At 64.4% G+C, this 18,582-nt stretch carries 19 protein-coding genes; 10 read left to right on the top strand and 9 right to left on the bottom strand.

The genetic code is table 11. The annotated features are described in order from the left end of the window. Nucleotides 1-63 precede the first annotated feature (63 nt). The 7 genes from KJP29_RS12815 (at nt 64) to prfB (ending at nt 8,978) form a co-directional block, all read left to right on the top strand. The gene (locus tag KJP29_RS12815; RefSeq protein ID WP_218463929.1) at nt 64-1,431 is read left to right on the top strand and encodes an ABC transporter substrate-binding protein; all 1,368 of its coding nucleotides are present in this window, start codon (nt 64-66) and stop codon (nt 1,429-1,431) included. A 71-nt stretch (nt 1,432-1,502) separates the two neighbouring features. Further along, nucleotides 1,503-2,510 (top strand): carbohydrate ABC transporter permease, encoded by a 1,008-nt coding sequence (locus KJP29_RS12810; RefSeq protein WP_218463928.1) that lies wholly within the window; start codon nt 1,503-1,505, stop codon nt 2,508-2,510. Beyond that, a complete protein-coding gene (locus KJP29_RS12805; protein WP_218463927.1) occupies nt 2,510-3,661 on the top strand; it encodes a carbohydrate ABC transporter permease in 1,152 nt (383 codons plus the stop codon). The genes KJP29_RS12810 and KJP29_RS12805 overlap by 1 nt, the downstream gene beginning before the upstream one ends. A 12-nt stretch (nt 3,662-3,673) precedes the next feature. Further along, entirely contained in the window at nt 3,674-5,332 is a 1,659-nt protein-coding gene (locus KJP29_RS12800; protein ID WP_218463926.1) for an alpha-amylase family glycosyl hydrolase, read from the top strand. A 14-nt stretch (nt 5,333-5,346) separates the two neighbouring features. Continuing rightward, on the top strand, nt 5,347-6,435 hold the full coding sequence (locus tag KJP29_RS12795) for an ABC transporter ATP-binding protein (RefSeq protein ID WP_218463925.1): 1,089 nt from the start codon (nt 5,347-5,349) through the stop codon (nt 6,433-6,435). A 60-nt stretch (nt 6,436-6,495) separates the two neighbouring features. Further along, nucleotides 6,496-7,785, top strand: a complete 1,290-nt coding sequence (locus KJP29_RS12790; RefSeq protein ID WP_255553607.1) for an Hsp70 family protein — start codon at nt 6,496-6,498, stop codon at nt 7,783-7,785. Nucleotides 7,786-7,850: 65 nt separating this feature from the next. Then, entirely contained in the window at nt 7,851-8,978 is a 1,128-nt protein-coding gene (gene prfB, locus KJP29_RS12785; protein ID WP_218463924.1) for a peptide chain release factor 2, read from the top strand. A 55-nt stretch (nt 8,979-9,033) separates the two neighbouring features. Here the strand turns inward: prfB and KJP29_RS12780 are convergent, their stop codons facing one another. Then, nucleotides 9,034-9,915, bottom strand: a complete 882-nt coding sequence (locus KJP29_RS12780; protein ID WP_218463923.1) for a cytochrome c — start codon at nt 9,913-9,915, stop codon at nt 9,034-9,036. A 67-nt stretch (nt 9,916-9,982) separates the two neighbouring features. Beyond that, a complete protein-coding gene (locus KJP29_RS12775; protein WP_218463922.1) occupies nt 9,983-10,459 on the bottom strand; it encodes a cytochrome c in 477 nt (158 codons plus the stop codon). 93 nt (nt 10,460-10,552) lie between these two features. Between KJP29_RS12775 and KJP29_RS12770 the strand changes: the two genes are divergently transcribed. After that, nucleotides 10,553-11,419: a LysR family transcriptional regulator gene (locus KJP29_RS12770; RefSeq protein ID WP_218463921.1), complete on the top strand. Its 867-nt coding sequence runs from the start codon at nt 10,553-10,555 to the stop codon at nt 11,417-11,419. Here the strand turns inward: KJP29_RS12770 and KJP29_RS12765 are convergent. Then, nucleotides 11,416-11,604, bottom strand: a complete 189-nt coding sequence (locus KJP29_RS12765) for a hypothetical protein (RefSeq protein WP_218463920.1) — start codon at nt 11,602-11,604, stop codon at nt 11,416-11,418. The two genes, KJP29_RS12770 and KJP29_RS12765, sit on opposite strands and share 4 nt — an antisense overlap. Next, entirely contained in the window at nt 11,601-12,140 is a 540-nt protein-coding gene (gene hpt / locus KJP29_RS12760; RefSeq protein WP_218463919.1) for a hypoxanthine phosphoribosyltransferase, read from the bottom strand. The genes KJP29_RS12765 and hpt overlap by 4 nt, the downstream gene beginning before the upstream one ends. A gap of 100 nt (nt 12,141-12,240) precedes the next feature. Here hpt and KJP29_RS12755 point away from each other — a divergent pair, with 100 nt between their 5' ends. Next, nucleotides 12,241-12,690, top strand: coding sequence for a type II toxin-antitoxin system RatA family toxin (locus KJP29_RS12755; protein WP_218463918.1), 450 nt, complete (start codon nt 12,241-12,243; stop codon nt 12,688-12,690). 42 nt (nt 12,691-12,732) lie between these two features. Here KJP29_RS12755 and KJP29_RS12750 read toward each other — a convergent pair whose 3' ends face one another. Next, on the bottom strand, nt 12,733-14,577 hold the full coding sequence (locus tag KJP29_RS12750; RefSeq protein ID WP_370630871.1) for an extracellular solute-binding protein: 1,845 nt from the start codon (nt 14,575-14,577) through the stop codon (nt 12,733-12,735). A 201-nt stretch (nt 14,578-14,778) separates the two neighbouring features. Here KJP29_RS12750 and KJP29_RS12745 point away from each other — a divergent pair, with 201 nt between their 5' ends. Further along, nucleotides 14,779-15,165: a VOC family protein gene (locus KJP29_RS12745; RefSeq protein ID WP_255553606.1), complete on the top strand. Its 387-nt coding sequence runs from the start codon at nt 14,779-14,781 to the stop codon at nt 15,163-15,165. Here the strand turns inward: KJP29_RS12745 and KJP29_RS12740 are convergent. The 4 genes from KJP29_RS12740 to KJP29_RS12725 form a co-directional block, all read right to left on the bottom strand. Further along, nucleotides 15,162-15,773: a LysE/ArgO family amino acid transporter gene (locus KJP29_RS12740; protein WP_218463917.1), complete on the bottom strand. Its 612-nt coding sequence runs from the start codon at nt 15,771-15,773 to the stop codon at nt 15,162-15,164. The two genes, KJP29_RS12745 and KJP29_RS12740, sit on opposite strands and share 4 nt — an antisense overlap. A 12-nt stretch (nt 15,774-15,785) precedes the next feature. Continuing rightward, nucleotides 15,786-16,559, bottom strand: a complete 774-nt coding sequence (locus tag KJP29_RS12735; protein WP_218463916.1) for a DUF502 domain-containing protein — start codon at nt 16,557-16,559, stop codon at nt 15,786-15,788. Nucleotides 16,560-16,671: 112 nt separating this feature from the next. Next, nucleotides 16,672-17,592 (bottom strand): pseudouridine-5'-phosphate glycosidase, encoded by a 921-nt coding sequence (locus tag KJP29_RS12730; RefSeq protein WP_218463915.1) that lies wholly within the window; start codon nt 17,590-17,592, stop codon nt 16,672-16,674. Beyond that, entirely contained in the window at nt 17,589-18,482 is an 894-nt protein-coding gene (locus tag KJP29_RS12725; RefSeq protein WP_218463914.1) for a PfkB family carbohydrate kinase, read from the bottom strand. The genes KJP29_RS12730 and KJP29_RS12725 overlap by 4 nt, the downstream gene beginning before the upstream one ends. Between the last annotated feature and the right edge of the window lie 100 nt (nt 18,483-18,582).

Genomic DNA, 18,582 nt, shown 5'->3' with positions numbered 1-18,582 from the left:
TGAGAAAATGAGCCGCGATGAGCCATTGCCCTTCGGGGCAAGATCGAAATCTGGGAGGTTTTCATGAAACAGACATTCAACAAGCGCTTGTCCGCGAGCGTGGCCTTGCTTGCGCTGATGGCGGGCGGCGCAACGGCACAGGACCTGATGATGCCCATCGGCGAGGGCGACTTCAATTGGGACAGCTACACTGCCTTTGCAGACGCCAATGACCTGTCGGGCCAGACCCTGACGGTCGCGGGCCCCTGGCTCGGCCCTGACCAGGACATGGTCGAGAACATGCTGGCCTATTTCGAAGAGGCGACCGGGGCGGATGTCTCTTACGTCGGCTCCGACAGCTTCGAGCAGCAGATCCGCATCGACGCCGAAGCGGGCTCGGCCCCCAACGTTGCGGTGTTCCCACAGCCTGGGCTGCTCGCTGATATGGCCGAGCTTGGCTATGTGACGCCGCTGGGCGAGGACCTCGCCAATTGGACTGCCGAAAACTACGCCGCTGGGCAATCCTGGGTCGATCTCGCGACCGTGCCCGGACCTGACGGGACCGAGGCGCTTTATGGCTTCTTCTACAAGGTCGATGTGAAATCGCTGGTCTGGTATGTGCCGGAGAACTTCGAGGACGCCGGTTACGAGGTGCCCGGGACCATGGAGGAACTGAAGGCCCTCACCGAGCAGATCGTGGCGGACGGCGAGACGCCCTGGTGCATCGGGCTCGGGTCCGGTGGCGCGACCGGCTGGCCCGCGACCGACTGGGTCGAGGACATGATGCTGCGCACGACCACGCCCGAGAACTACGACGCCTGGGTCGCGAATGAACTGCCGTTCAATTCGCCCGAAGTGGTCAGCGCCATCGAAGCCTATGGCGAATTCGCAACCGTCGACGAGAACGTCGTGGGCGGCAAGCAGGGCGCGGCGACGACCGACTTCCGCGACAGCCCCAAGGGGCTCTTCGGCGCGCCGCCCCAGTGCTACATGCACCGGCAGGCGTCCTTCATTCCCGCATTCTTCCCCGAAGGCACGGAAGTCGGTGCGGATGTGGACTTCTTCTACTTCCCGGCCTCGGGTGAAGGTGATCTCGGCACGCCGGTTCTGGGCGCGGGCACCGTCTGGGGCATCACGAACGACAACGAAGCGGCCCATGTGTTCATGGAGTGGCTTACCACGCCCATCGCGCATGAACTCTGGATGGCGCAGAAAGGCTTCCTCACCCCGCACAAGGGCGTGAACACGGCGCTCTTCTCGGACCCGACGCTGGGCAAGATGAACGACATCCTGCTCGAAGCGACCACCTTCCGCTTTGACGGCTCCGACCTCATGCCCGGTGGCGTGGGTGCCGGCAGCTTCTGGACCGGGATGGTCGACTACACCTCCGGCGCGAAATCGGCGCAGGAAGTGGCCGACGAGATTCAGGCAAGCTGGGAAGCGCTGAAGTAAGCGCAGCGCTGTCGCCGAACGACTGGCGGCCCGCGTGACGTGGGCCGCCCTTTCGAGGAGAGGGGAACGACATGCATCCAGCCATCCAAGCGGTCCTGACGGTCGGTGTCGCCGTCGTCGTGGCCATCGGGTATTTCTACCTGTCCAACCTCTTTCTCGACCGGGTGCTGTATCCCGCCCGCGGCCCCAAGGCCGGGCGCAACATCAACCGGGCGAACCTGATCCGCCCCTGGCTCTTTCTTTTCCCGGCCTTCGCGGCCCTTTGCCTTTACCTTGCCTATCCGGTGGTCGAGACGATCCGCCTGTCGCTGACCGACCGGGTCGCAGGCGGCGCCTATGTCTGGGCCGGCGGGGACAACTACGCACAGATGCTGGGCGATCCCAAGTTCTGGGAGGCGCTCTGGAACAACTTCTTCTGGCTCCTCATCGTGCCGGCGGCCTCGACCGCCTTCGGGCTCATCATCGCGCAACTCACCGACCGGCTCGCCTGGGGCAACATCGCCAAGTCGCTGATCTTCATGCCGATGGCGATTTCCTTCGTCGGGGCATCGGTCATCTTCAAGCTCGTCTACGACTACCGACCTGCGGGGGAAGAGCAGATCGGCATCCTGAACGCCGTCTACCTGGCCTTGGGCGGCGACGCGCCGCAGGCCTGGCTCACGATCCCTTGGCTCAATTCGCTCCTCCTCATGGTGGTGCTCATCTGGATCCAGACGGGCTTTGCCATGGTGATCCTTTCGGCCGCGCTGCGCGGTATCCCCGAGGAAACCATCGAGGCGGCCATCGTGGACGGGGCCAACCCCTGGCAGATCTTCTTCAAGATCAAGGTGCCCCAGATCATGCCGACGATCATGGTGGTCTGGACCACGATCACCATCGTGGTGCTCAAGATATTCGACATCGTCTTTGCCATGACCAATGGGCAATGGGGCACGCAGGTTCTGGCCAACTACATGTATGACAAGCTCTTTCGTGCCAACGACTGGGGCGTGGGTTCGGCAAGCGCGATGGTGATCATGCTGCTCGTGCTGCCGATCCTCGTCTGGAACGTGCGCACGGCCCGCAGGGAGATGCGCTGATGGACAATATCGCAGGACGCAAGCCCGCCCTCGGCTGGGCCGTGAACATCTCGGTCGTGCTTCTGGTGGCGCTCTGGCTCTTCCCGACCGTCGGACTTCTGGTGAGTTCCTTCCGCACCGCCGACCAGATCGCTGCCTCGGGCTGGTGGAAGGCCTTCATCCCGACGGAACAGACCGAACAGCTTCGCACCGCCGAACCCGACGACGTCCGCGTCGAAGAGGGCGACCTGTTCGTGGTCGAAGGCAATCTTTACGGCGAGGAGGGCTCCACCACCCAGATCAGCGCCTGGGGCGTGTCGTCGCGCGATGTGAGCGCCTATGCCCCAGGGGACACCGCCGACATGGGCGAGGGCGAGCGCTTCACACTCAATCAGGACGGAAGCTACCGCTGGGAAGGCAACGAGGACCAGATTTCGGGCCGGGGCCAGCGCGTCTTCGTCACGGCGAGCCAGCCGCCGGAGTTCACGCTCGCCAATTATGAATACATGCTCTTCTCGGGCGGCAACGCAAATATCTCGAAGGCGTTCTTCAACACGCTGACGGTGACCATTCCCGCGACGATCATCCCGATCCTCTTCGCGGCCTTCGCGGCCTATGCGCTCGCCTGGATGGATTTCGCCGGGCGCGCGCTTCTGATCGCCTTCGTGGTCGCGCTGCTGGTCGTCCCCCTGCAACTGGCGCTCATTCCGCTCCTGAAGCTGCATCTCGCGCTGGGGATCGGGAAGGGCTATCTCGGGGTCTGGCTCGCACATACCGGGTTCGGGTTGCCACTCGCGATCTACCTGCTCCGAAACTACATGGCGGGCCTGCCGCGCGACATCATCGAGAACGCGCGCGTGGACGGGGCGACGGATTTCCAGATCTTCATCCGGATCATCCTGCCGCTGTCCTTCCCCGCGCTCGCCTCTTTTGCGATCTTCCAGTTCCTCTGGACATGGAACGACCTGCTCGTCGCACTCGTGTTCCTCGTCGACAGCACGGGACAGACCACGGTCATGACACGTCACATCGTCGAGCTTCTGGGCACCTTCGGGGGCAACTGGGAAGTACTGGCCACCGCGGCCTTCGTCTCCATGGCGGTGCCGCTCGCCGTGTTTTTCCTCATGCAACGTTATCTCGTGCGCGGCCTTCTGGCCGGCTCGGTGAAGTAAGGACCGACAGACTTGACGACCCAGAACCACACGCATCTTGCCAAGGACCCTGACTGGTGGCGGGGCGCAGTGATCTACCAGATCTATCCGCGCAGCTATCAGGACTCGAACGGCGACGGGATCGGCGACCTTCTGGGGATCGTGGGGCGGCTGCCCTACATCGCCTCGCTCGGTGTGGATGCGGTCTGGATCTCGCCCTTCTTCACCTCGCCGATGAAAGACTTCGGCTATGACGTGTCGGATTACTTCGACGTGGACCCGATGTTCGGGAGCCTCGCGGATTTCGATGCGGTGATCGAAACGGCCCATGCGCTCGGCATCAAGGTCATGATCGACCTCGTCCTGTCGCATACGTCGGACGAACACCCCTGGTTCAAGGCAAGCCGGGCGAGCCGCGAGAACCCGCGTGCCGACTGGTATGTCTGGGCCGACGCCAAGGATGACGGGACGCCGCCCAACAACTGGCTGTCGATCTTCGGGGGGAGCGCCTGGCAATGGGATCCGGGACGGCTCCAATACTACCTGCATAACTTCCTGACGTCGCAGCCCGACCTCAATTTCCATAATGAGGAGGTGCGGGAGGCGCTTCTGGGCGTCGCGCGGTTCTGGCTCGAACGCGGGGTGGACGGATTCCGGCTCGACACGATCAACTTCTACACCCATGACGCCGAACTGCGGAACAACCCGGCGCTCAAACCCGAGGAACGCCAGTCCAAGACCGCGCCCTCGGTGAACCCCTATACCTGGCAGAACCACCTTTATGACAAGTCGCGTCCCGAGAACCTTCTGTTCCTGCGCAAGCTGCGCGAGGTGATGAAGCACTATAACGCCGCCGCCGTGGGTGAGGTGGGCGACGACCAGCGCGGGCTCGATATCCTTGGCGAATACACCAAGGGCGATGACCTCATGCAGATGTGTTACGCCTTTGAACTGCTGTCCGGCGCGACGCCAAGCGCGGCTTACGTCGCCGAGACGCTTCAGGCGGTCGAGGATGTGGCGCCCGATGGCTGGGCCTGCTGGGCCTATTCCAACCACGACGTGGTGCGCCATATCACCCGCTGGAACCTCTCGCCCGCCGCCGCGCGGGGCTTCATGACGCTCCTGATGTGCCTCAAGGGCTCGGCCTGCATCTATCAGGGCGAGGAACTGGGGCTGCCCGAGGCCGACATCGCCTTCGAGGACCTTCAGGACCCTTACGGGATCGAGTTCTGGCCCGAATTCAAGGGCCGGGACGGATGCCGCACGCCGATGGTCTGGGACCACGACCGCGCGCTTGGCGGGTTCACGCATGGCGCCAAGAGCTGGCTTCCCGTGCCGCAGGACCACCTCGCGCTGGCGGTGGACCGGGCCGATGCCGATCCCGGCGCGCTCATCCATCACTACCGCCGCGCCATCGCGTTCCGCAACACGCATCCGGCGCTCAAGAAGGGTGGGATCGAGGATCTGCGCGCCTACGGGCAGGTGCTGTCGTTCCGGCGCATCCATGACGGCGAAGAGATCTTTTTCGCGATCAACCTGGGTGAGGTGCCGGTGACGCTCACCCCGCCCAAGGGTGACTGGCTGGAAATCGGCGCCGAGCTCAACGCCGCGCATCCGCGCCACGAGGGACAGATACATCTTGCGCATTGGCAGCCGTCGATCCTGCTCAGAGAACGCGCGAACCAGGGGTAGGCAGGGAGGAAACCATGGCCGATCTGAAACTGACCGATGTGGGCAAGACCTACGGCGGCAAGGTCGAGGTGTTGAAGAACATCGACCTCGACATCAAGACCGGGGAACTGATCGTCTTCGTGGGGCCTTCGGGCTGTGGCAAGTCCACGCTTCTCAGGATGATCGCGGGGCTCGAGAAGATCACCTCCGGAACCCTCGAGATCGACGGGCTGCTGGTGAACGACGTACCGCCATCGGAGCGCGGCATCGCCATGGTGTTCCAGAGCTACGCGCTCTATCCGCATATGACAGTCTACGACAACATGTCGTTTTCGCTGAAGATCGCGAAGAAATCGAAGGACGAAATCGACCAGGCGGTGCGCCGCGCGGCCAAGATCCTGCAACTCGACGTGCTTCTGGACCGGCTGCCCAAGGAGCTGTCCGGGGGGCAACGCCAACGCGTCGCTATCGGCCGCGCCATCGTGCGCGATCCCAAGGTCTATCTCTTCGACGAGCCGCTCTCGAATCTCGACGCGGCGCTGCGCGTCGCGACCCGGATCGAGATTGCGCAATTGAAGGAAGCGATGCCCAATTCGACGATGATCTATGTCACCCACGACCAGGTCGAGGCGATGACGCTGGCCGACAGGATCGTGGTGCTGGCCAACAAGGGCATCGCGCAGGTCGGCTCGCCGCTCGAGCTCTACGAGACGCCGGACAACGAGTTCGTGGCGCAGTTCATCGGTTCGCCCGCCATGAACCTCCTGCCGGGCGAAGTGACCGGGACGGGGGCGCAGACGACGGTGAGCCTTGCACATGGCGAAACCGCGATCAGCGCCATCGCCACGCAGGAGGCCGACAAGAGCCGCGCCGTCAACGTGGGCGTGCGGCCGGAGGACATGGTCTTTGCCAAGGACGGGGAACCGGCCGTCTACGAAGGCACCGTCGACTATGTCGAACGGCTGGGCGAGGTCACAGTCCTTTACTTCGAGACCGAGGGCGACGCACCGCCGGTGATCGCGAAGCTCCCCGGCATCCACAAGGGGCTGCGCGGAAACAAGGTTCGGCTGACCGCGGACCCGGCGAAGGTGCATCTGTTCTCCAACGGTCAGACCATGCGCTGACACGCTTGCGCGGGGCGTCGGGGCAGGATAGGCAGGCCGCTTTCCGACCGGGAGCCGCCCATGCCGACCGCCACGCCGACCACCATGACAGACCGCGTGACCGAAACGCTCGCCATCGACTTCGGCACGTCCAATTCCGCCGTGGCCGTGGTGGACCGGGGCCGCGTCTTCCGGCTGCCGCTGGAACAGGGTCAGGATACCCTGCCGACCGCCGTGTTCTTTCCCACCGGCGGGAAGATGAAGATCGGCGCGCCCGCGGGCGAGGCGCTGATCGCGGGCGAGGAGGGCCGTTACATGCGTGCGCTGAAAAGCGTGCTGGGCACGACGCTCTTTCACGAAGCAAAGCTCATCGGCGGCAAGCGTCGCACGATCGCGGATATAGTGACGGCATTTCTCTGTGAGGTGAAAGAGCGGGCCGAACGGATGACGGGGCTGACCTTCACCCGCGTCGTCTGTGGTCGGCCGGTGCATTTCCACTCGGCCGACCCCGAGCGTGACGCGCGCGCCGCCGCGGACCTTGCCGCCTGTCTGCGTGCCGCGGGGTTCGTCCATGTGCGCTTCGTGCTGGAACCCGAGGCGGCCGCGCTGGCCAATCAAGGGGCGAACGACACTGAAAAGCTGGGACTCGTCGTCGACATCGGTGGCGGCACGTCGGATTTCACCCTGTTCCGGACCGGAAACGATGGGCCGGACATCCTCGCGAGCCACGGGATCCGGCTGGGCGGCACCGACTTCGACCAGCACCTGTCACTGACCCATGTGATGCCGCTTCTCGGCCATGGCGGAGAACTCAGACGCGAGTTCGGACCCGGGCTTCTCCCCATGCCGAAAGCGATCTTCGTCGATCTGGCCACCTGGGCGCGTATTCCTTTTCTCTACACCGCCGAAACCCGCCGGGAGGTCGCGCATCTGGTGAAATATGCGGTCGACCGGGTGCGGGTGGAGCGGCTCGAGACCGTGCTGGAAGCCGAGCTAGGCCATGATATCGCCTTCGCCGTCGAGAGGGGCAAGATCGCCGCGAACAAGCCCGAGGGTGCAGGCAAAATCGCACTGGGACTGATCGAAGCGCGGCTCTCAGCAGAGATCACGCGAGCCTCGCTCGATACGGCGTTGGCGGACATGCAGGTCCGGCTCGAGGACGCGATCCGCGACACGCTCGACCTGGCCGCAGTGACCCCCGGTGAGGTCGGCACGCTGGTCATGGTCGGGGGCTCGTCGCTCATGTCGCTGGTGGAAGAAGCCGGACGCGCGGTCTGCCCGGAGGCACGCGTCGCCCGGACCGAGGCCTTCACGGCGGTGATCGACGGGCTCGCGCTCGCCATCGAGCGGCGGATCGGCACGCCGCACTAGCGGCGGCCTTGCCGCACAGGCCCCCCGTTGATATGTGACCGGACGAACCAAGGACAGAGGCGACCATGCGGGCAGAGGCTCAGAACAACGTCGAGGCGATCGAGAAGTCGTTGAAGCTTCTTCGGCAACGGATCGGTTGGGAAACCGCCGAGCACCGGATGGAAGAACTCAACGCCATGACCGAGAACCCGGATCTCTGGAACGACCCGGACCGGGCGCAGAAGCTCATGCGGGAACGCCAGGCGCTGGTGGGCGCCATGGACGGCTACAAGGACATGGCGCAAGAGCTCTCCGACTCGGTCGAGTTGATCGAACTGGGCGAGATGGAAGACGACGCCGAGGTCGTGAAAGATGCCGAGGGCGCGCTGAAGAAGCTGCGCGAGAAGGCTGCGCAGGCGGAACTCGAGGCGCTCCTCAATGGCGAGGCCGACCCCAACGACAGCTTCCTCGAGGTTCACTCGGGCGCGGGCGGCACGGAAAGCTGCGACTGGGCCTCGATGCTCGCGCGCATGTATGTGCGTTGGGCCGAGCAGCACGGCTACACCGTCGAGCTTCAATCCACGACGCCGGGTGAAGAGGCAGGGATCAAGTCCGCGACCTACAAGATTTCCGGGCACAATGCCTATGGCTGGCTCAAGTCGGAGTCAGGCGTGCATCGGCTCGTGCGCATTTCGCCCTATGACTCGGCCGCGCGGCGGCACACGTCTTTTTCGTCGGTCTGGGTCTATCCGGTCGTGGACGACAACATCGAGATCGACGTGCAGCCCAACGACATTCGCATCGACACCTATCGGTCGTCGGGCGCGGGTGGGCAGCACGTGAACACGACCGACTCCGCCGTGCGCATCACCCACATCCCGACCGGCATCGTGGTGACGTCCTCGGAAAAATCCCAGCACCAGAACCGCGATATCGCCATGAAGGCCCTGAAATCGCGGCTCTACCAGCTGGAGCTCGACCGCCGGAACGCGGCGATCAACGAGGCCCATGCCGCCAAGGGCGAAGCGGGGTGGGGGAACCAGATCCGGTCCTACGTGCTCCAGCCCTATCAGATGGTGAAGGACCTGCGAACGGGGTTCGAAACCTCGGACACGCAGGGAGTGCTGGACGGCGATATCGACGGGCTGATGGCCGCGACGCTCGCCATGGACGTCTCCGGCAAGAGCCGCGCGGAAGCCAATTCAGACGACTGATTTTTCATTTGTTTCAGAGGATTGACGGACGCGGTTCATACAGCGCCCGCAGTTCTCACTGGATCGGCAGTGCCTTGACATAGGCGGCGACGGCGGCACGATCCTCGGGCGAGAGGGCCGCGAAGTTCTCCACCACCAGCGCCATGTGGCCGCCCGCGCTGTCGAACTCCGGCGTGAAGCCCGACGACAGATATTCCGCGATTTCGCCTTCGCTCCACTCGAGCGTGACGAGATCGGGGAAGGTTCCGCGTCCCGACGGGTTGGGCGCGCCCGTGAGCCAGTCTCCGCCGGTCTTGAGCCCGCCTAGGAGGTTGCGGGGCGTATGGCATTCGGCGCAGTGTCCCATCGCCTCCACCAGCTCCCGCCCGCGTTCAAGCTCGGGCGAAAGGTCGCCCTGCATCACCCAGTCATCCTTGAAGAAAAGCATCTTCCAGCCTCCCACCGCGGCCCGGACCGAGAAGGGAAATCCGACCTCATGTGGCAGAGAGGGCGTCGCGTCCTCGGGCAGCGTTTTCATGTAGGCGTGAAGGTCCACAACATCCTGTGGCTCGAGGTGGACATAGGCGGCATAGGGCAGGACCGGGTAGTAGTGCTGGCCATCGGGCGAGGTGCCGTTGTGAAGCGCGTTCCACATGTCGAGATCGGTCCAGTCGCCGATGCCTTCGTCAGGATGCTGCGAGATGTTCGGCGCGCGGAATGTGCCGAAGTCCGACGCGAATGCCTGCCCACCGGACAAGACGAGCTTCGCTTCGCCGGTCGCACCCTCGGCCATGTGGCAGGAGGCGCAGCCTGACGCGGTGAAGACCGTTTGGCCGTTCGCGACATCCGGGGTCAGACCCGCCAGAATATCTGATCCGTCCGTTGCTGGGCGCGCGATGATCAATCCTCCGCCAACACCGATGGCCAAGACGACGACGAGGGCGATGATCCAACGCATGGGCGAACTCCACAATAGACAGACAAAGGCCGGGATGCGACCCCGGCCTGTCCGAACCTATGCGATCCTATTCGGGTTCCCGGTAACTTTTGTGACACTCGCCACAGGCCGCTCCGAGCGGTCCGAAAGCCGCCTTGAGCGAGTCGAGCCCCTCACCGGCGGCGGCCTCCATCGCAACGGCGGCTTCGTTCAGCGCGACGGCTTTGGTGATGACGTCGTCCATGTTTTCCCAGATCGCGGGAAGGGCGCGGGTGCCCTCCACGTCGCCCACACCGGTGCCGGGTGCCCACATCGGGCCGGCAGCGAGAGAAGAGAGTTTCACGATGTTTCCGGCAGCGGCGGTCGCGGCCTCGGCGTCATATTCGGCCTTGTCCTGCGCCATCGCGCCGAGGGTGCCCAGGTTGAAGGCAAAGAGCGTCATTTGCGCGTGACGCGCCTTCACGACCGGGTTCAGGCCCTCCTGGGCGAGCACTGCGGTTGCGGCGATACTGGCTCCGGCAATTCCCCCGGCAAGGCCCAGAAAAAGAGTGCGACGTCGTGTCATGGTGATCTCTCCCGTTGGCTTTTTGGCTGGACAGAAGCGTATCTGTTCGGGATTAGCTGTGAAGTAGGCAATCACGCATTGGGTCTGTGCGAAATGAAACAGATGGACTGGGACGATCTGCGCTATGTGCTCGCTGTCGCGCAGGAAGGCTCGCTTTCCGGGGCGGCGCGGGTGCTGGGCGTCAATCACGCGACCGTGCTCCGGCGGATCAACGGCTTCGAGGACGGGGTCGGCATGGCGATTTTCGACCGCACGGCAAGGGGCTACCGCATCGCGCCGCGGCGGTCCCGGATCCTCGAGGCGATGCGGGGGGTCGAGGATGCGGTCTTCGGCGTCGAACGGGCCATCACGGCGGCCCGGTCCCCGCTGGCCGGTGTGGTGCGCGTGACCTCGACGGACTCCCTCTGTGTTTCGGTGCTGCCGCCGATCATCGCCCAGATCGAGGCGCAGGCCGAAGGGCTTCAGGTCGAGCTCAGTTCCCAGAACATCCGCTCCGACCTCGCCCGGCTTGATGCCGACATCGCGGTGCGTCCGGCGCCGTCGCTGCCGCCGGAGCTCACCGGAACGGTCGCCGCGCAACTTGGTCTCTCGGTCTATGCCGCGCCCGGTGGAGGCACCCATTGGCTGGGCTTTTCGGGAACGCTGGCGGAGGCGTTCTCCCTCGACCGGTTCCGCGACCTTGTCGGCGACGGCCCCATCGGCGCCACATCGGACAGCTTCGTGGTGCTTCGGGAGATGGCGGCCGCGGGGCAGGGGCGCGCGATCCTGCCCTGCATTCTGGGCGACGGCGACCCGCGGCTTGTCCGTTTGGACGGCATGATGGCGCCCACGAAGGTCGACATCTGGGTGGCCAGCCATGTGGACCTCGCCGAGGTGCCGCGCATCCGCGCCGTGCGCGACCTGATCGTGCGCGCGCTCGATCTTGACCGGGATCAGCTTCTCGGCCCGTCCAACGGCTAACGGTTGATCTTGCCCGAGGGCGTGCCATCGACGGTGAGCCACTCGGGCCAGCCGATGACGCGGTCAATCCCGAACAGCACGAGACACAGACCCAGCACGATGAAGAACAGCTTCACCTGACGCGCATTGGGCGGATTGCGCGCCCATTTCGACATGCGGATGAAGTGGCGGGGGTTGAAGTTCATGCCTCGACGAACCGGACCTTGCCGATGAAGGGCAGATTGCGGTTTCTCTGGGCATAGTCGATGCCGTAGCCGACCACGAATTCGTCGGGGATTTCAAATCCGGTCCAGTCCGCCTTGACGTCCACTTCGCGCCGGGACGGTTTGTCGAGGAGCGCAATGGTGGCCAGCTTGCGCGGGCTGCGCGTCTGCATGAGGGCCACGACATGCTTGAGGGTGAAGCCTGTGTCCACGATGTCCTCGACCAGCAGCACGTCGCGCCCCGCGATCTCGCCCCGCAGGTCCTTCAGGATCCGGACCTCGCGCGAGCTTTCCATCTTGTCGCCATAGGAGGAGGCCTCGAGGAAATCGACCTCGACCGGCAGATCGAGTTCGCGCACCAGATCCGCGATGAAGACGAAAGAGCCCCTCAGAAGCCCGACTACCACCAGTTTGTCGGTGTCGTGAAAGCTCTCCTTGATGTCCCGGGCGAGCGCCTCGATCCGGGCGGCGATGGCTTTCGCGCTGATCATCTCGTCGATCACATACGGCTGCGACATACCCATGACCCCCTTGGCCCCCCTTGCAATTCGGGGCCATCCTATGGAATTTGCGGGCCGAGTCACGGGGTCAAAAAGCGACGCGGGGTAACGAGCGCAGATGCCGACACATACAGAGAAGCGGGCGCTGCCCTATTCGGCCGGACAGATGTACGCGCTGGTTGCCGATGTGGCGAAGTATCCCGAATTTCTGCCCTGGAACTCGGCCGCACGTATCCGTTCGGTGACGCCGCAGCCCGACGGGACCGAGGTGATGGAGGCAGATCTCGTGATCAGCTTCAAGGTCTTCCGTGAACGCTTCGGAAGCCGCGTCGTCCTGGACCCCGAAGCCCAGCGGATCGACACCGAGTATCTCGACGGGCCGTTCAAATACATGAAGAGCTATTGGCAGTTCCGCGACCGGCCGGAGGGCGGCTGCGAGGTCGAGTTCTTCGTCGATTTCGAGTTCAAGAACCTGGTGCTCCAGAACCTGATCGGCGTGGTCTTCAACCAGGCAATGCATCGGATCGTCGGCGCCTTCGAGACACGGGCGAGGGCGCTCTACGGTTGAGCCCGAAAAGAAAAGGCCCGGACGATGCCGGGCCTTCGCACATTATTCGGCCTCCGACCACCACACCTCGGGCAGGAACCCTTGCCAGTCGCCATACATCTGCACGTGATCGGGGAACTTGAGGCTCGCTTTGTGCGCGATGCGTGATTTGTCGGCATACCAGATCGGGATCACATAGCGACCTGCCGTGAGTATGCGATCGAGCGCCTTGGTCGCCGCGAGGCTGTCCTCACGGGTTTCGGCCGAGAGCATCGCCGTGATCATCGCGTCGATGGCCGGGGACTCGACCCCCATCCAGTTCTTCGAGCCGTTGATCCCGGCGGCCTCGGACCCCCAGTAGAGCCACTGTTCATTGCCCGGCGACAGCGACACCGACCTCCAATAGGTCGTCATGTCGAAGTCGAAGCGATCCGTGCGCTCTGTGTATTGCGCGGTATCGACCGAGGTGATGGTCGGCGTGATGCCCACGCGGGACAGGGCGCCGCGATACATCTCCACCACCTGCCGATCGCGGGTCGAGTCACGGGTGGCGGTTGGGCTAATCAGGATCTCCATCTCGAAGGTCTCGCCGGCCTCGTTCTTCATGACGCCGTCCTGCGGCGTCCAGCCCGCCTCGGCGAAAAGGTCGAGGGCACGCGCGACGCTGGCGCGGTTGCGCTCGGTCGTGTCGCCTTCGGGCAGGGCATAGCCCTCCAGCGTGCCGGGTGGCAATTCCTCGGCGAAGGGTTCGAGAAGCTCTGCCACACGCCCCGTGGCCGGCGCGCCCACCTCCATCCCGAGAACGGAATTGGCGAAATAGGACTCGATGCGCGGCTCGCGCCCGCCGTTCAGCGTCTGGTTGATGAACTCGAAGTTGAAGACCTCGATGAGCGCCTGCCGCACCCGCCAGTCGGCGAACTGGGGACGGCGCGTGTTCATGACGAGCCCCTCGATCCCGGTGGGGCGCTGGTGCGCGATTTCCGAGAGAACCACCTCGCCCGACTGGACGGCCGGGAAGTCATACTGCGTGGCCCAGCGTTCCGGGTTCGATTCCCGGTAGAAGTCGGCAGCACCGGCCTTGAACGCCTCGAAGATCACGTCGGCGTCGACATAGAAGTCGTAGCGGATCGTGTCGAAATTTGCCTGTCCCTTCATGAGGGGCAGGTCCTTGCCCCAGTAATCCGGGTTCCGTTCAAGCTCCAGATACCGCCCCGGTTCATAGTCGCCGATGACATACGGCGACGACCCGATGGGCGCCTCGTCCAGGCTGGAGTCGCCGAAATCCCGGCCTTCCCACTGTGCCTTTTTCAGGATCGGGCGCAGACCCATGATCAGCGGCAGTTCGAAATCGACCCGGTTGAAGGTGAAACGCACGGACTTGGGGCCGGTCTGTTCCATGCTCTCGACCGCGTCCCAGGCGCCCAGATAGCGGGGGTGCCCGACCGTCCCGAGGGTCTCGTAGGACCACATCACATCCTCGATGGTCACGGGTGAGCCGTCCGAGAACCGCGCCCCGTCCCGCAGCGTGAACTCGACCCATTCGCGGTTAGGCCCGGTCTCGACCGTCTCGGCGAGGAGCCCGTAGAGCGTGAAGGGTTCGTCATAGGACCGGCCCAGGAGCGACTCGAACAGCAGGAACCGCAATTGCCAGGGCGGGGTGCCCTTGGTGATCAGCGGGTTGATCGAATCGAAGCTCCCCGATTCGGCGGAAACCAGCCGCCCGCCCTTGGGGGCGTCGGGATTGACCTGCGGCAGATGCGCGAAATCGGCGGGCAGCGCGGGGTCGCCATACATCGCGATGCCATGCTGCGGCTCGGCCTGGGCCAAGCCGGCAAGGGCTCCCATAGTGGCGGCAAGGCCGAAAGCCCGCATATGTTGAATGATTCCCTGAACGGCGACATGTTTCATGCCGGTCTGCCCCCTGTTGCCTGATTTGCGCCGAGCCTAGAGCGCGAACCTTGGCTTTTCAAACTTTTAGCTTGGACTCTTCGCAGGCTCGCCCTATATTGAGGTCACTGCTCGATAGGTTTCTTGCCTGTATGAAACCTGCCTCAATGACTGAACGCCGGCCTTGTGCCGGCGTTTTTTTTGGTCTCGATCACGGGGCGCATGTTACGGTTTTTCATGCGCCTGACCCAGATCACCCCCTTTGTCCCCTGCACGTCGCTCGCGCGCCAGATCGCGTTCTATCGCGACATGCTCGGCTTCGAGGTCGGATACCAAGCTGAAAACTATGCTTTCCTCAAACGCGATTCGGTCGCTCTCCGGCTTGTCGAGGTCGGACCCGGCGTCGATCTGGGGAACCCCGAACGGGAGGGGTCCTTCTACATCGACGTCGACGGGATCGACAGCCTTTATGCAGACCTCGCGCCAAGGCTTGCGCAGCTTCCCGCCGGACGCGTCCGCGCGCCCTTCGATCAGGACTACGGACAGCGCGAATTCCATGTCGCGGACGAGGATTGCACGCTCGTCTTCTTTGGCGAGGCGATCCGCTAGAGCACTCCGGTGATCAGCTTCGCCGCGATGGCGATCATGGTCAGACCGATGATCGTGTCCAGCACCCGCCACGCGCCGGGCCGGACCATCACAGGGGCCAGAAGCCGCGCGCCATACCCCAGCGAAAAGAAGAACACGAAAGACGCGGTAACGGCTCCGATTCCAAAGACGAAGCGGGCATTCCAGTCACCATATTGCGTCGAGACGGCTCCGATGAGCCCGAGGGTGTCGAGGTAGACGTGGGGATTGGCCCAGGTGAATGCCGCGGCGATCGCGATTGTGCGGGCGAGGCTATGGTCCTGTCCCTTGACCTCCATCGCCTCGCCACCGCGCCAGGCGGCCAGGAGACGGGTGATACCATAGACCAGAAGGAAGGCGGCGCCACCGAGCGACATGACGATGGGGAGCCAAGGCAGGGCCGCGGTCATGGCCCCGAAGCCCGCGACACCCGCCGAGATCAGGAGCGCGTCCGAGGCCGCGCAGAAGAGGCAAAGCCAGAACACGTGAGAGCGCAGAAGCCCCTGCCGAAGGACAAAGGCGTTCTGCGCCCCGATGGCGAGGATGAGGGAAAACCCGGTCGCAAAGCCGGTCAGGGCAGGGCCAAGCACCTTCGCGCTGCCTCAGGTTCTGTCGGCAATCGGGATTTCCAGAGACTCTCCGACTTTGACGGTGCCCTTTTCCCGGTTCGGATAGACGAGGCCCGCCGAAATGATGAGCTTCGCCGCATCCTCAACCGACATGTCGAGAATGATGCATTCCTTGCGTGGCACGAAGAGCAGGAAACCCGAGGTCGGGTTCGGCGTGGTCGGCAGGAAGACCGAGAGAATGTCGTTCTCCTCGGGGAACTTCTCCTTGATTTCCCCCTTCGCCTTGGTCGACACGAAAGCAATCGCATAGACACCTTCGCGCGGATACTGGACGAGGCAGGCCTGATCGAATTTCGTGTCGGTCTGGGCAAAGATCGTCTCGGCGATCTGTTTCACACCGTTGTAGAGCGAGGACAGGATCGGGATGCGGTCGAGGATGCTCTCGGCCCAGGCGATCAGGCGTTTGCCAAGAAATCCCTTGGCGAGCGCGCCGATGAGGGTCGTGAAGATCAGGAACACCAACAGTCCCACGCCGCGCACGTTGAAGGTCGCGTTCTCGCCGAAGACCGTGACGAACCACTGTTTTTCGCCCATCCAGCGCTGGATGAGCATGTCCGGGTGATAGCTCTTCGGGATGAAGGGCAGGACCCAGCCGTCGATCCAGCCGATGAAGGTCCAGATCAGCCAGAGCGTCACCGCGATGGGCGCGACGACGATAAGCCCTGTGAAGAAATTGCTGCGCAGAGCGCCAAACCGCCCGCGCTTCTTCTTGGCATGAGGGTCGAGAGGATTGTGCTGGGCGTTCATCTGGGTCCGGATCCGGGGGCAATCCAAGATATCTAGGCATGGACCGCAGCGGGGGCAATGGCGCGCTCGGGGGCTTTGCGCGCCGCGATTGAAATGGGGGCCGAGGGCCTCGTCAGCCGTCCATGGTGCTGAATTCCCGGGCGATCGCGGCTCCGAGGCGCGCGTTGTTGCGCACGAGCGCGATGTTCGCGGTCAGCGATGCGCCCTTCGTGGCGTGGAAGATGTGATCGAGGAGGAAGGGCGTCACCGCCTTTGCGGTGATCCCCTGTGCCTCTGCGGCGGCGAGCGCCTCTTCAATAACGGGGATCATGACCGAGCGAGGGATTTCGTCGGTCTCGGGGATCGGGTTCACGACAAGCTGCCCGCCCTCGAGCCCGAAGACCCGCGACCGGGTGAGCGCGGCCTTCGCGATCAGGGCGGGGTCATCCATCCGCAGCGGCGCGGCGAGGCCGGATGACCGCGACCAGAATGCCGGAACCTCGTCCTGACCGAAGGCAATGACGGGCACGCCCTGAGTCTCCAGCACCTCGAGCGTTTTCGGAATGTCGAGGATGGCTTTCGCGCCGGCAGCCACCACCGTGACCGGTGTCTTGGCCAACTCGATGAGGTCGGCCGAGATGTCGAAGCTCGTCTCCGCTCCCCGGTGCACGCCGCCGATCCCGCCGGTGGCAAAGACATGAATGCCCGCGCGATGCGACGCGATCATCGTGGCGGCCACCGTCGTCGCCCCCGTGCCGCCCCGCGCCATGCAGGCGGCAAGGTCGGCGCGCGACAGTTTGGCCACGTCCCGGGCCTGCGCGAGCCTGTCGAGCTCCGCTTCGGTCAGGCCGATATGGAGCACCCCTTCCAGCACGGCGATGGTCGCTGGCACGGCGCCCTCGGCGCGGATGTCGGCCTCGACCTGACGGGCGGTCTCGACGTTCTGCGGATAGGGCATGCCGTGGGTGATGATCGTGCTCTCGAGCGCGACGACCGGAGCGCCGTCCTTCAGGGCCGAGGCGACCTCGGGGGAATAGGTGATGGGGTCGGTCACGTCGCGTCCTCTCCTGAAACATAGCGTGCGGCCGCAGCCAGGGCGCGGGTCAGCGCGTCCTGAACGGCAGCGCCGGACAGATCGGCGGCGATATGGGCCGCCATGAAAGTGTCGCCGGCCCCGGTCACGCGTTTCTGCGCCACCTCCGGCGGTCGGGCGGTGATCGCGCCGCGCTTGTCGGCGCAGGCCGCGATACCGGCGCCATCGGTGACGAGCGCCCGCGCGGCACCTGCACCGACCAAGGCCTCGGCCGCCGACGCGGCGTCATCGAAATCCCGGCCAAGGATAAGCCCGGCTTCCTCGCGGTTCACGTAGAGAGTCACGCCGGGGTGGGCCAGGAGCGGAACCAGACGGGTCGCTTTGCCGGGACTGGCGGGCGCGACGCGCAGATCGGCCTTGGCGAAAGCGGGATTGCGCGCGATATCGGCAAGCAGCGTTTCCGTCAGGTTGCCGTCAAGCCCGATGGCGCCGGTATGCGGCGCGTCGTAGGAGCCGAGCCGTCCGTCGAAGAGCGGCGCGAGAATGCGGTCGCCCGCCGCTTCGAGCGAATGGGCGTCGCACATGGCGGCAACCAGCCCGGCCTCGTCCTCGATCGCGATATAGGTGTCGGTCGGCAACCGTGCGTCCCGCAAAAGGAACGCGGTCTGAAGCCCCATGTCGTCGCAGGCATCGACCAGCTCGTCCCCGGCCGGATCCGTGCCCACCGCGGACAGAAGGCCCGGCGAGAGGCCGAAACGCCGAAGCGTCATCGCGATATTGAGGGCGACGCCGCCGGGAATGCGCGTTATATGGCCGGGAACGTCGTTGCCTTGACGCATGCGGGCGCTTGTGCGGCCGATGACGTCCCACAGGACCGAGCCGATACACAGAATGTCGGGTGATTTGGTCATGCTTCGCTTGGAGCATGTGGGGCAGGGGGTTGCAATAGGGGGAAAAGCGGTCTATGCCGCGCGCACTTCACAGGCGGGGTCGGGCCCTGCGGGGAGACAT

This window comes from Maritimibacter sp. DP1N21-5, assembly GCF_019218295.1.
Lineage (GTDB): Bacteria > Pseudomonadota > Alphaproteobacteria > Rhodobacterales > Rhodobacteraceae > Maritimibacter.
The sequence above is the reverse complement of the archived record's forward strand: the minus strand, read 5'-3'. Positions and strand labels throughout refer to the sequence as shown.

What these genes read in the sequence shown, in the direction of transcription:
- KJP29_RS12750 (WP_370630871.1), bottom strand. Translation starts at nt 14,577, where the DNA reads ATGAAACATGTCGCCGTTCAGGGAATCATTCAACATATGCGGGCTTTC.
- KJP29_RS12815 (WP_218463929.1), top strand. Translation starts at nt 64, where the DNA reads ATGAAACAGACATTCAACAAGCGCTTGTCCGCGAGCGTGGCCTTGCTT.
- KJP29_RS12795 (WP_218463925.1), top strand. Translation starts at nt 5,347, where the DNA reads ATGGCCGATCTGAAACTGACCGATGTGGGCAAGACCTACGGCGGCAAG.
- KJP29_RS12775 (WP_218463922.1), bottom strand. Translation starts at nt 10,459, where the DNA reads ATGACACGACGTCGCACTCTTTTTCTGGGCCTTGCCGGGGGAATTGCC.
- KJP29_RS12745 (WP_255553606.1), top strand. Translation starts at nt 14,779, where the DNA reads ATGTTACGGTTTTTCATGCGCCTGACCCAGATCACCCCCTTTGTCCCC.
- KJP29_RS12790 (WP_255553607.1), top strand. Translation starts at nt 6,496, where the DNA reads ATGCCGACCGCCACGCCGACCACCATGACAGACCGCGTGACCGAAACG.
- KJP29_RS12805 (WP_218463927.1), top strand. Translation starts at nt 2,510, where the DNA reads ATGGACAATATCGCAGGACGCAAGCCCGCCCTCGGCTGGGCCGTGAAC.
- KJP29_RS12780 (WP_218463923.1), bottom strand. Translation starts at nt 9,915, where the DNA reads ATGCGTTGGATCATCGCCCTCGTCGTCGTCTTGGCCATCGGTGTTGGC.
- KJP29_RS12765 (WP_218463920.1), bottom strand. Translation starts at nt 11,604, where the DNA reads ATGAACTTCAACCCCCGCCACTTCATCCGCATGTCGAAATGGGCGCGC.
- KJP29_RS12755 (WP_218463918.1), top strand. Translation starts at nt 12,241, where the DNA reads ATGCCGACACATACAGAGAAGCGGGCGCTGCCCTATTCGGCCGGACAG.
- KJP29_RS12810 (WP_218463928.1), top strand. Translation starts at nt 1,503, where the DNA reads ATGCATCCAGCCATCCAAGCGGTCCTGACGGTCGGTGTCGCCGTCGTC.
- KJP29_RS12770 (WP_218463921.1), top strand. Translation starts at nt 10,553, where the DNA reads ATGAAACAGATGGACTGGGACGATCTGCGCTATGTGCTCGCTGTCGCG.
- hpt (WP_218463919.1), bottom strand. Translation starts at nt 12,140, where the DNA reads ATGTCGCAGCCGTATGTGATCGACGAGATGATCAGCGCGAAAGCCATC.
- KJP29_RS12735 (WP_218463916.1), bottom strand. Translation starts at nt 16,559, where the DNA reads ATGAACGCCCAGCACAATCCTCTCGACCCTCATGCCAAGAAGAAGCGC.
- prfB (WP_218463924.1), top strand. Translation starts at nt 7,851, where the DNA reads ATGCGGGCAGAGGCTCAGAACAACGTCGAGGCGATCGAGAAGTCGTTG.
- KJP29_RS12725 (WP_218463914.1), bottom strand. Translation starts at nt 18,482, where the DNA reads ATGACCAAATCACCCGACATTCTGTGTATCGGCTCGGTCCTGTGGGAC.